Source organism: Bacillus cereus group sp. MG4, from assembly GCF_040460055.1.
GTDB classification, from domain to species: Bacteria; Bacillota; Bacilli; order Bacillales; family Bacillaceae_G; genus Bacillus_A; species Bacillus_A wiedmannii.
On sequence record NZ_JARVGZ010000001.1, the window covers coordinates 5,204,778 to 5,217,383 of the forward strand.

Genomic DNA, 12,606 nt, shown 5'->3' on the forward strand with positions numbered 1-12,606 from the left:
TAGAGCCACCCTGTAAGTTTGGGAACCCCTCGGTAATGGGAAAAATATAAACCGTGGGGTTCTTTACATGTATAAATAAATTTCAGCATTTTAAATTTGGGGATTTTGTTGTTCTATAGTACATTAACAAGAGATATTAGTTTTATAGAGAGGGTGAGAAAATGATAGATACAGCAGATGCTTCAACAAGTAATCACATATATACAGAAGAAGACCAACAAAAATTATACAAACGAACATTAATAATCGTCAGCATCTCACAAATGTTCGGCGGAGCAGGGTTAGCTGCTGGCATTACAGTAGGTGCACTTCTTGCGCAGCAAATGCTTGGGACAGATGCATATGCAGGATTGCCAGCAGCTATGTTTACAATGGGATCTGCGGTAGCGGCTTTCTTTGTTGGGAAGTTATCACAAAAACATGGTCGCCGCATAGGGCTTGCAGGAGGTTTTATAGTAGGTGGACTAGGGGCTATTGGAGTTGTGGTGGCAGCTTTAACAAATAGTATTATTCTTTTACTAGTTTCTTTACTTATATATGGCGCGGGCACAGCTACGAATTTACAAGCGCGTTATGCTGGAACGGATTTAGCGAATAAGAAGCAAAGAGCAACTGCTATTAGTATTACGATGGTAATGACGACTTTTGGTGCAGTCGCAGGTCCAAATTTAGTAGGTGTAATGGGAAGGTTTGCTCATTCAATTGGAATTCCTGAACTTGCTGGTCCGTTCATATTATCGGCAGCAGCATTTATACTTGCGGGTATTGTCTTATTTGTTATGCTTCGTCCAGATCCGTTACTTATTGCTAATATGATAGAAACATATAAACAAGAGCATACATATAAAGGGCAAGCAGTAACAGAAGAAGCGACAGAAAATAAACGAGGTATTACTGTTGGAGCTATTGTAATGATACTTACACAAATCGTGATGGTTGCGATTATGACGATGACGCCAGTTCATATGGGGCATCACGGTCATGGATTAAGTGCAGTAGGACTTGTGATTGGTTTTCATGTAGGTGCAATGTATCTTCCATCTCTCGTTACAGGAATGTTAATTGATAAAATTGGAAGAACTACGATGAGTATAGCTGGCGGAGTAATTTTACTAGCAGCAGGTGTCATAGCTGCAATAGCGCCGAGTGATTCTTTAATACTATTAATTGTTGCTTTATCTTTACTTGGATTAGGATGGAACCTCGGTTTAATAAGTGGAACGGCTCAAATTGTTGATGCAACTATACCTTCCACACGTGCAAAAACACAAGGGAAAATAGATGTGTTTATTGCGCTAGCTGGAGCTTCAGGCGGAGCGATGTCAGGTATGGTAGTGGCGAATTCAAGTTATGCGGCATTGTCATTAGCAGGAGGAGTATTAGCTTTCATGCTTATTCCTGTTGTGATATGGGCTCGGACAGGTAAATAAAATTAAGAGAGTAGAAGCAGCGTTCAAAGTGGGGTAACCAATCTTTGGATGCTGCTTTTTTGTAGTTAGTTGTATAAAAGAAAAATGTTAGTTTAAATCCCACTCCATAATAAGGCCTAAATGCGTAAGACCACCGCCAAATCCGTATAGTAAAAGTGTGTCTCCGTTATTTAATTTTCCTTCTTTTCTAGCTAAATCTAGAGCGAGTGGAATGGAAGCTGAAGATGTATTCCCCATGTATTTTACACTCGTTAAAGTTTTTTGAATTGGAATTTCAGTTTTCTCACAAATAGATTCAATCATTCGTAAGTTAACACTGTGTGGTATGAACCAGTCTATATCATCTATTTGCATATTTGCGGTATGTAATAGTTCTTTTATACCTGCTGGCACTGTACGAGTTGCCCATTTATATACTTCTCTCCCGTTTTGAACGATTTTTTCATTTGTTTGCAGTGGTGTGCCATTCATAGTAGTAGATAAGTTTGTTCGGTATAGATGAATCCCACCGTGCCCATTTGTTCCCATGTGAACAGCGACAAAGCTTGGTTTGTTTTCATCTCTTTCTAATAAAATAGCTCCAGCACCATCGCCAAATAAAATGCAAGTCGTTCTATCGGTGTAATCAGTAGCTTTAGATAATGTCTCTGTCGCTACGACAAGTACTTTTTTGTGTGATCCAGAAGTGATTAAGCTATTACCGACGTGCAGGCCATATGTGAAACCAGCGCAAGTTGCATTTAAATCAAATGCTATTGTATGAGGTATGCTGAAGTGTTGTTGTATTTGACACGCGACACTCGGAAAAACATAGTCAGCGGTTGTTGTAGCGACGATGATACAGTCTATATCTTCTAAGTTCTTTTTAAAAGTTGTACATAAATTTTCAATTGCTTTAATGGCTAAGTGTGAGGAATATTCGTCTTCGCTCGCGATTCGTCTTTCCTTCATTCCTGTTCTTTGTACAATCCATTCATCATTCGTATCAATCATTTTCTCTAAATCGTTATTAGATAATATTTGATTTGGAACATAAGTACCAATTGCAGTAATACGAGATTTAGAATGCATGGGACATCTCCTAACTTATTTTTATAACCTGATACTATTATTAGGTTATAAAAATGTCAATAAAGACTTTTATTGTATTGAAACGAAAAGCTTAACTTACTATGAAGGAATTTGGCGAGTGTTGTAAAAAAATAATATACGATAAGTTTTTAAAATTGATAATGAAGAGAGTTGGGCTCTTTGAAAAGAATTTTGTATATATTGCCTGTTGTCATTATTTGTAGCTTTATTCTTATTATTTTTCCAGGGAAATCTTATGCTTGTGATTGTATTAACGTATCAGCAGAAGATGCATTTCAAAAAAACGATGTAGTATTTGAGGGGAAGGTAATTGAGGTTGGAAGGAAAGAAGGGGTTGGGATTGAAGTATTATTTGAAGTGAAGAAAATTTGGAAAGGGACAACTTCTTCGCAAATTATTGTATATACAAATGGTGGTGATTGTGTATTTCACTTTGTAGAAGGAGGAGAGTATTTAGTATATTCTTCCCAAAGAGGATCAGAAAAACAATTACACACACATAGTTGTAGTGGAACGAAGAGATTAGATGAGGCAGGGGCGGACAAAGTGGCTTTAAGTCAAATTGCAAAAGAGTCTATTCCGATGAAGAAAGTCGATTTAAAAGGGAAGATGGTCAGCGGTTTCAGTTGGTGGCAAGTTGTTACCATTTCTATAGGTCTGTTACTAATAGTAGCCCTTGTAATTTTTATTGTAAGAAGAACGCGCAAAAAATGACGATTAAAGTAGATATATAAGGATTTTCTTTCTGTTTCTATAGGTGGTTTAATCTTGTGAAAGCGAATTACTTATGCTACACTTTATGTAACTTAAAATGAACGGAGGGGCTTCCTTTGATCTTAATCAGATTACGTCTCAATACTTTGTGCCAATAATTGAATAGCGCTCAAAGGCTCTGTCTGTGTGCAGAGTGAACGGGATTGGTCTGCCTATTTTAAAGGAACCCTTTATTAAGCTTATATGTGAAAAAGAGGGAGGGACGAATACGCCCTCTTTTTGTTTTGCCTTTATAAATAGAATGGGATCGTATAGGTGAACACTTATTGTGGATACGTATATGATTTTGGGACTTATTGACTATTGAGATAGGATGAAAGTATAGCGTTCTCCTGTTTCTTTGGTGAACCCTTATCCGTTTACGAAAACACAGACAGTAACCTGTGTTTTTTATTTTACGTAATCGAAATGGAGGAATAAATATATGGAAGAATTATTACAAAGAGCAGTTTTAGTTGGAGTAAATTTAGGTAATGAAGATGATTTTGCATATTCAATGGAAGAGCTAACAAACCTTGCAGAAGCTTGTGATGTAGAGGTAATTGGGCAAGTGACGCAAAATTTACAACGAGTAAATCCTTCCCATTATATTGGAAAAGGAAAGATTGAAGAAGTAGCAGCGTATGTAAATGAAGTAGATGCGAATATGGTAATCTTTAACGACGAATTATCTCCTTCACAAATTCGAAATTTAGAAGCGGATTTAGATTGTAAAGTTATTGATCGTACCATATTAATTTTAGATATTTTTGCGCAACGTGCGAAAACGAAAGAAGCACAGTTGCAAGTAGAGGTAGCGCACCTTCAGTATATGATGCCTCGTTTAATCGGTCTTCGTGAATCGTTAGGAAGACAGAGCGGCGGAGTTGGTACGAAAAATAAAGGTGTCGGTGAGAAGAAATTAGAGTTAGATCGTCGTAAAATTGAAGAACAGATTTCAGTTTTAAATAAAGATCTAGAAGCACTTGTTGCCCAGCGTCAAACGCAGCGAAAGCAACGTAAGAAAAATGAAGTACCAGTGGTAGCATTAGTAGGCTATACGAACGCAGGAAAGTCAACGACGATGAATGCGATGCTTGAGATTTATAATGGTACAGAAGAAAAACAAGTATTTGAAAAAGATATGTTATTCGCGACGCTAGAAACATCTGTACGAAATATTGATTTGCCAGATAACAAATCATTTTTATTAACAGATACAGTTGGATTTGTAAGTAAATTACCACATCACCTTGTGAAAGCATTCCGTTCAACGTTAGAAGAAGTAGCGGAAGCAGACTTACTTATTCACGTTGTAGATTACGCAAATCCAAATTATGAACAGTTAATTGATATTACAAATGAAACGTTAAAGAAAATTGGAGTAGAAAATATCCCAACCATTTATGCTTATAACAAATCAGATATGGTAGATGTTGAAATTCCGAAAGTACAAGAAGACCGCGTTTATTTATCAGCGAAGAAACATGTTGGAATGGAAGAACTTGTAGAAATGATTCGCTCACACATTTATAAAGAGTATACGAAGTGTGAAATGTTAATCCCGTATGATCAAGGGCAGGTAGTTTCTTATTTCAATAATAATGCGCACGTTTTATCTACGAATTATGAAAACGAAGGTACAAAACTAGAAGTAGAATGTAAGACGAGTGATTACGAAAAGTATAAGCGTTTTGCAATTTAATAAAGAAGGCGATCCTAATATATGTTAGGATCGCCTTTTTCTTATTCTGTAATAGAGGTCCACTTATAAGAATAAATTCCTGCAAATGGACGAATAACAACACCTTTTACTGTTGGACGTTCTAAATATACAAGCCCTGATTGGAAGATTGGAGCGATAGCTGCATCATCTTCCAGTAAGATTTTCTCTGCATCTTGGAACGCTTTCCAACGTGCTGGTAAATCAGTTGCTAAAGTAGAGCTCGTTTTCTCAATTAATTCGTCGTATTTTTTGTTTGAATAACTCATCTTATTAAACGGTCCGTCAGTGACAAACATATTTAAAAATGTTGTAGGATCAGGATAATCTGGTCCCCAAGTAGAAAGTGAAATTTCAAAATCGCCATTTCCTTCACGATCTAAAAATGCTTTTACTGGAAGTGGTTGTAATGTGATTTTTAATCCAGGTAAGTTTTTCTCCAGTTCACCTTTTAAAAACTCACTAATTTTTTTATCGTTAGACTCATCAGTTGTTATGATTGAAAGAGAAGCATTTTGTAAATTTGTTTCTTTTTTCGCAGTTTCCCATAGTGATTTAGCTTCTTTCACATTTGTTTCTACTTTTACATTACTTGTACTGCGAAAATCTTTATTATCAGGTCCTTTTACGAATCCTTTCGGAACGAATGCATTCGCCGGTATAGAACCATTATTTAAAATTGTTGTTGCGATTCCTTGTTTATCAAAAGCAAGCGAAATAGCTTTTCGAGCGTTTTTGTTTGCTAATAAAGGATTCTTTTGGCTAAATCGGAAAAATGTCATAGAAGGACGTTCCATTTTCTTTAAGCTCGGATCTTTTTGATATTTATCAACAAACTCTGAATTAATCGTAATTCGGTCTACTTGTTGCTTTCAAATAAATTAACGGCTGTGGAAGTATCTTTTACGATATTTACATTAATTTCACTTAACTTCACAGTTTTATTATCCCAGTAGTTCGGGTTTTTTGTCATTTTATAACTTGTATCATGTTTCCATTCACTTAATTGAAACGGCCCGTTATAAACTACATTTGCAGCTTCAAGTCCGTAATTTTTCCCTTGCGCTTCTACAACCTTTTTGTTTTGAGGATAAAATGTTGCAAATCCCATTAACCCTAAAAAGTATGGAACAGGGTGTTCTAACTGTACTTCAAGCGTTTTATTATCAATTGCCTTTACACCAAATGAATCAATTGGTAATTCTTTTTTATTTATTTTTTCAGCGTTTTTAATATCGAACATAATATGTGCGTATTCAGAAGCAGTTTCTGGATTAACGGCACGTTTCCATGCATATTCAAAATCATGAGCAGTCACTGGATCGCCATTTGACCATTTTGAATCGTGTAATGTGAATGTATATGTTTTTCCGTCTTCGCTTAGTTTGTATGATTCAGCTGCCGCAGGAACAGGTTTATTGTCAGGACCAGGCATATATAATCCCTCCATTACGTTGTTTAATGCAGCGTAAGAAAACCCATCAGTTGCGATAGATGAATCAAGTGTAGAAATTTCCCCAGCTTCTACAATGTTTAATACTTGTTTTGAAGATTCTTTTTTCTTTTCTCCGGTAGTTGTTGCCTCTTGTTTTTGACCACATGCTGTTAAAAACATAGATAATGTGATTGAGAGTGCAACGATTCCTTTTGTTTTTTTCTTCATAGTAGTCATCCTTCCATTCATCTCCGTCCTATTATAAAAGAAAATATAGAAAATTTCTATAAATAAATCCGATAAAACGTATAGAAAAAATATATTATTTAAGAAGTGATATTTCTGGAAAAAGAAATGAAACCAGTATAGAATAGAAATGTTTCAAAAGTCAGAATTTATCGAGATTAAAGTCTTACTTTATTACACCTGCTGTAATAAATATATATTTTGTACAGGAAGGAGAGATTCATATATGCAGGCAGTTTCGAAAAAAAATACAATAGAAACACCGACGATATATCGAATACTATTTGCGATTAGTTTCGGTCACTTTTTAAATGATTCGATGCAAGCAGTTGTGCCGGCATTGTTTCCTATTTTGGAAAAAACGATGAATTTATCCTATATGCAAGTAGGGTGGATTGCGTTTGCGTTAAATATGACGTCATCGATTATGCAGCCGGTTTTTGGTATGTATTCTGATAAGAAGCCGTCACCATTTTTATTACCGCTCGGTATGTTTTCGAGTATGCTTGGGATGATTGGACTTGCATTTGCACCGAACTTTATTATTGTTATTATTTCTGTTTTATTTATCGGATTAGGTTCCGCAGTCTTTCATCCAGAAGGGGCTCGAGTTGCTTATATGGCAGCCGGTGCAAAACGAGGTTTAGCGCAAGCGATTTATCAAGTAGGAGGAAATACAGGGAATTCCCTAGCGCCTATTTTTACAGCTTTAATTTTCGTTCCGCTCGGCCAAATTGGCTCTTTAGGTTTTACAGCCTTTGCAGCGGTAGGAATTGTATTATTAATTTTTGTATCAAATTGGTATAGGAATGAATTAGCAACTGGCGCTGTGAGAAGAAAAAAGAGGGCTGCGCTTGAGGCGGAAAATGCGATTGTAAGTACACATATTAAATTTGTTATTCTACTTCTTGTTTTCCTTACTTTTGTACGTTCTTGGTACGGTGCTGGTATAGGGAATTTTTATCAATTTTACTTAATTGAGCATTACGGTTTATCTATAAAAAATGCCCAGTATTTCGTATTCGCATTTATGATTGCCGGTGTATTAGGAACTTTCTTTGGTGGACCGTTAGCAGATCGATTTGGAAAGAAAACAATTATTGTATTTTCAATGCTAGGTTCGGCGCCACTTGCCCTTTTATTACCTCACGTTTCGCTCATGTGGGTCGTACCGCTATTTTTATGTATCGGTTTTATTAGTTCAAGTAGTTTTAGTGTAATTGTTGTTTATGCGCAAGAGCTTGTTCCTGGAAAAGTAGGGATGGTATCTGGATTAATTGTAGGGCTTGCGTTTGGACTCGGAGCTTTAGGATCTGTAGTACTTGGGAAATTGGCTGACATATATAGTCTACAATTCATTATGTTACTATGTAGTTGTCTACCATTAATTGGACTTACTTCTTGGTTATTACCAAGTGATAAGAAAACGATAGAATAGGGGATGCACTATGAAATTATGTGAAAATGTTACAGAATTAATAGGAGATACACCTGTCGTCCGATTATCTAAATTTATTCCAGAAGACGCAGCGGATGTGTATGTAAAACTAGAAATGTTTAATCCATCACGCAGTGTGAAAGACCGCGCTGCCTATAATTTACTGCACGTTGCAGAAGAGAATGGTCTCATCAAACCAGGAGATACAATTATTGAACCGACAAGCGGAAATACAGGAATAGGCTTAGCAATGAATGCAGCTGCGAAAGGGTATAAAGCGATTTTAATTATGCCAGACAATATGTCAAAAGAGCGTATAAATTTATTGAAAGCATACGGAGCAGAAGTAGTATTAACACCAGCAGAACAAAGAATGCCAGGAGCAATTGCGAAGGCGTTAGAACTGCAAAAGCAAATACCAAATAGTTTTATTCCGCAACAATTTGAAAATCCAGCAAACCCGAATATTCACCGTTATACGACTGCACTTGAAATTTATGAACAAATGGATGGCGAACTTGATGCATTCGTAGCAACGGCTGGAACTGGTGGAACTATTACAGGGACCGGGGAAACGTTAAAAGAGAAACTACCAAACTTATATATTGCAGTAGTAGAACCGAAAGGATCTCCCGTTTTATCAGGCGGTGTTCCAGGTCCTCATAAATTAGTAGGAACAAGTCCAGGATTTATCCCGAAAAACTTAAATACAGAAGTGTATAACGAGATTATTCAAATTGCAGACGAAGAGGCTTTAACGACAATGAGAAAATTAGCTAGGCAAGAAGGTTTATTAGTTGGGCCATCGTCTGGAGCATCTGTTTACGCAGCAATTATGATAGCGAAACGATTAGGCGCTGGTAAAAAAGTTTTATGTATTGCACCTGATACAGGTGAGCGTTATTTGAGTATGGGATTATTTGAATGAAATTGATAGAAATACCTTAATCGTGAAATTGTCACGATTAAGGTGTTTGTTTTAGGTTGTAAAGAGGGGAGAATGACAATGAAACTATTAAGACCAATACATGAATATAGTGGGGAAATTACGGCATATAGACATGCGTTTTTACAATCAGGAGAACAACCACACGGCAGCAGTTCTTTACAAAATTTTGATTCTCTCGATGAATGGTTTGAAAAAGTGAGTAAACAGGAACTGGGAGAAAACTTACAAGGTAATCGAGTACCGTCTAGCCAATTTTTAAGTTTTGAAAACGGGGAACTTATAGGTTTTGTGAATATTAGACATCGATTAAACGAAGAATTATTGCGGGAAAGCGGTCATATTGGATATAGTGTTCATCCGAATAAACGTCGCCAAGGTTACGCTACAAAACAACTACAACTTGCATTAGGTGAAGCGCCAAAGTTAGGGTTGCAGAAAGTGTTAATAACTTGCGATAAAGTTAACATTGCTTCGGCTAAAACGATTCAAAAGGTTGGCGGTATGTTAGAAAATGAAGTAGTTTCTTCTCATACTGGGGAAATTGTTCAGCGTTATTGGGTAGAAATATGATTTAGTAGAACATTGAAAAGGGAATACAACGCGCAATATCGAAATAGATAAATGAAAAAGTAAGTGTGTACTGCAATTAGTAGGGGGAAATGAAGTGGGATTAAAAGAGAAAGCAATAGAAATGTCGGAGATTTATAGGAGAAATCCGAAGATCGAAGCTGTTATTTTAGCGGGTTCAGTAGCTAGAAAGCTAGAAGATGAACATTCAGATATAGAATTACATATTTTATGGTCAACGCCACCAGAGGATGAGGAGCGTAAAGGGCCTATTAACTATATTGGTGGAACAATTTTGTCATATCACCCTTATGAGGAAGAAGAATGGTCGGAAACATATTTGACAAAAGAGGGAATTAAATTAGAGATTAGTAGCTTTTTAACAGAAACAGTAGAGAAAGTTATTTCGGATGTGGTGGATCAATATGATATAAGTTATGAAAAACAATGTATCGTATCATCCGTTCATGATGGTGTTAGTTTGTATGGAGAAGAGAAAGTGAATGAATTAAAAGAGAGAGTGATAGTATATCCGGAAGACCTAGCGAAACGGATGATTTCAGAAAATCTTTGGTTAAGCAATCGCTGGCATAATCGAGAGGCACTTTTAAAACGAAAAGACTGGCTTATGTTATATGATGTTATTTGTGAAGCACAAAGGAATATATTTGGGGTCTTATTTGGTTTGAATAAAATGTATGTACATCACCCAGCGTTTAAATGGATGCCATATAATGTGGAACGAATGATTATTAAGCCTGAAAATCTATACGGGCGTATGGCGAATACGTTAATAGGGGAACCGGAGTATAGTGTACAGGAATTAGAAGTGTTAATTGAAGAGCTATTACATTTAGTAGAACATCATGCTCCAGAATTAAATATTACTGAACAACAAAAACGTATGCAATACGCGAAGTAAAAAAGAAGAGATGTAACAATGTGTTACATCTCTTCTTTTTATTTGATTAATTTACCTAGTACGGGTAATCGCTGAATTCTATCGCCGAGAATATGTGAAGCAAGTCCGCTCGTTAGGACGAATAAAAGGTAAACAATCCCTCCAACAGCGCCGCATATAACAACAATGAGAAGTGATTCCATATAAGATTGTCCAGGAATTAACCATTTTAAAATTGCTTTTAATGCAATTACAACAGCAGACATTGCTGCGGAGTAAATCGTAATAAGAAATACTGTCTTTGCAGTCTCACCAATTTTGAATTTCGCAAACTTAACGATGCAGTACAACATAATAACATTGGAAACGAGGTATCCAAGAATTGTTCCAAGTACAGCGCCGTGCCCGCCAAACAAATGTAAGAGTGGTGTATTTACTAAAACTTTAACGAGAATACCGACTGAGAAAGCGATCATCGTTTTTCTTTGATAATCGATTCCTTGTAAAATAGCTGCTGAAACTGTGAAAATCGCACTTAATATAGCAGAAGGTGCAAAGGAAATTAAATATTGTGATCCACCAAGTGCAATTTCAGGATTTACATAAACCATACGGAATGCATCGTAAGCGATGCTAGCAAGGCCGAATGCAGCTGGGATAGTGAAGAATAACAAGACTTGAAATATCTTTGAAATTTGTTCTTGTAATTCTTCTAGTTTCCCGCTTGTATACGATTTCGTTATTGCTGGAATGATCGTTAATGAGAATCCAGTTGCAAGTGAAGCTGGAATCATAATTAACTTTTGAGCGTAGTTCGTAATATAAGCGAACACTGCATTCGCTGTTTCTAAAGGCTCTCCCATCGCCCTAAGGACATCAGCTACAGTATATTGATCTACTAACGTATAGAGCGGGATTGCAATACCGACAAATACAATTGGGATTGCATATCGAAGTAATTCCATATAAATATTTTTTAATGGAATATTGGATGCCCTTGACTTTAATTCTCCTTCGGGAGGTTTTAATCGGTTATACTTTTTCCAGTACATCATTAAAATAGAGACGCTGGCAAGTGCCCCGATAACAGCGCCAAACGTAGCAACTGCAACAGAAGAGGCGACTGAACCCCCTAATAGTTTTGAGACGATAAAACTACCAACTAAAATGAAAACAACGCGTGCAATTTGTTCTACGACTTGAGAAACAGCACTTGGTTTCATATGTTGAAATCCTTGGAAATAACCACGTGTAACACTCATAGCTGGTACGATAATAAGTGCGAAACTTAATGCTCGCATCGTAAGTGTTACGTCGGCGATAAATTGTGGATCTGGCGTTTTCGAGCGAATAATAAATTGTGATATGTACGGTGCTCCAATAAATAAAATTAAAAAACCTAAAAAGCCCATAAACAACATTAATTTTACGCTAGAGTTGTATAATTTTTTGTTTGTACTATAATCACCAAGCGCATTATGCTTTGCAACAAATTTGGAGACGGCAATAGGGATACCAGCTGTTGAGAAGCTTAATAAAATACCGTACCAAGAGTATGCATATCCATACAAAGCGACCCCTTGCGTCCCAACTAATAATTGAAAAGGGAAGAAGTATATAAAACCTAATATACGTGAAATCATTGTCGCACCGCTTAATAAAGCAGTTCCTTTTAAAACTTTTGAAGTAGACAAAATTCTTTCCTCCTACTCGTGCTGTCTTGCATTCATCGTATATTACTATAAACCTGTTAGAGAAGTTAACATAGTATGAAACATAAATATTCTAATATTATTCATTTAAAAGTCATATTTTACACTTTAAAATAGAATGTAATACATAAAAATTCAAAATATAAGTTGACACTATTTTTAATGTATGATAAAAATGATAGTAATCAATTCGGAAAATAATATTTGGGCAATGAAAGGGTATAGTAGTGAATATCTCCCTATTTCAGAGAGCTGATGGTTGGTGTGAATCAGTATATAGATTATTCATGAAGTTCGTCCTGGAGCATCTTTCATAAATCTCACATTATGAGGAAATGAAAGACGGTAGTTTATACCGTT

Annotated in this window: 9 protein-coding genes, 1 pseudogene and 1 other annotated feature (1 of these 11 cut by a window edge); of the genes and pseudogenes, 7 read left to right on the forward strand and 3 right to left on the reverse strand. The window is 36.2% G+C overall.

The genetic code is table 11. From position 1 onward, the window contains the following. Positions 1–161 precede the first annotated feature (161 nt). The gene (locus QCI41_RS27480) at positions 162–1,430 is read left to right on the forward strand and encodes an MFS transporter (RefSeq protein ID WP_353836173.1); all 1,269 of its coding nucleotides are present in this window, start codon (positions 162–164) and stop codon (positions 1,428–1,430) included. A gap of 87 nt (positions 1,431–1,517) precedes the next feature. Here QCI41_RS27480 and QCI41_RS27485 read toward each other — a convergent pair whose 3' ends face one another. After that, on the reverse strand, positions 1,518–2,501 hold the full coding sequence (locus QCI41_RS27485) for a ketoacyl-ACP synthase III (protein WP_353836172.1): 984 nt from the start codon (positions 2,499–2,501) through the stop codon (positions 1,518–1,520). A gap of 180 nt (positions 2,502–2,681) precedes the next feature. Between QCI41_RS27485 and QCI41_RS27490 the strand changes: the two genes are divergently transcribed. Both QCI41_RS27490 and hflX read left to right on the forward strand, forming a co-directional pair. Next, complete coding sequence (locus QCI41_RS27490; protein ID WP_353836171.1) at positions 2,682–3,236, forward strand: cobalamin biosynthesis protein CbiN; 555 nt, start codon at positions 2,682–2,684, stop codon at positions 3,234–3,236. A 484-nt stretch (positions 3,237–3,720) separates the two neighbouring features. Beyond that, complete coding sequence (hflX, locus tag QCI41_RS27495) at positions 3,721–4,980, forward strand: GTPase HflX (RefSeq protein WP_353836170.1); 1,260 nt, start codon at positions 3,721–3,723, stop codon at positions 4,978–4,980. A gap of 41 nt (positions 4,981–5,021) precedes the next feature. Here the strand turns inward: hflX and QCI41_RS27500 are convergent. Next, positions 5,022–6,661: pseudogene (locus QCI41_RS27500) on the reverse strand (peptide ABC transporter substrate-binding protein). A 244-nt stretch (positions 6,662–6,905) separates the two neighbouring features. Here QCI41_RS27500 and QCI41_RS27505 point away from each other — a divergent pair. The 4 genes from QCI41_RS27505 to QCI41_RS27520 all read left to right on the forward strand — a co-directional run bounded on the left by QCI41_RS27505 (position 6,906) and on the right by QCI41_RS27520 (position 10,555). Further along, positions 6,906–8,117, forward strand: a complete 1,212-nt coding sequence (locus tag QCI41_RS27505; protein WP_088121830.1) for an MFS transporter — start codon at positions 6,906–6,908, stop codon at positions 8,115–8,117. A gap of 10 nt (positions 8,118–8,127) precedes the next feature. Beyond that, on the forward strand, positions 8,128–9,045 hold the full coding sequence (gene cysK / locus QCI41_RS27510; RefSeq protein ID WP_046959062.1) for a cysteine synthase A: 918 nt from the start codon (positions 8,128–8,130) through the stop codon (positions 9,043–9,045). A 78-nt stretch (positions 9,046–9,123) separates the two neighbouring features. Beyond that, positions 9,124–9,636: a GNAT family N-acetyltransferase gene (locus QCI41_RS27515; RefSeq protein WP_353836169.1), complete on the forward strand. Its 513-nt coding sequence runs from the start codon at positions 9,124–9,126 to the stop codon at positions 9,634–9,636. Positions 9,637–9,730: 94 nt separating this feature from the next. Next, complete coding sequence (locus tag QCI41_RS27520; RefSeq protein WP_353836168.1) at positions 9,731–10,555, forward strand: DUF4037 domain-containing protein; 825 nt, start codon at positions 9,731–9,733, stop codon at positions 10,553–10,555. Positions 10,556–10,593: 38 nt separating this feature from the next. Here the strand turns inward: QCI41_RS27520 and QCI41_RS27525 are convergent, their stop codons facing one another. After that, complete coding sequence (locus tag QCI41_RS27525) at positions 10,594–12,228, reverse strand: putative polysaccharide biosynthesis protein (protein ID WP_353836167.1); 1,635 nt, start codon at positions 12,226–12,228, stop codon at positions 10,594–10,596. A 220-nt stretch (positions 12,229–12,448) separates the two neighbouring features. Then, positions 12,449–12,606, forward strand: a binding site (T-box leader) (it continues 65 nt past the right edge of the window).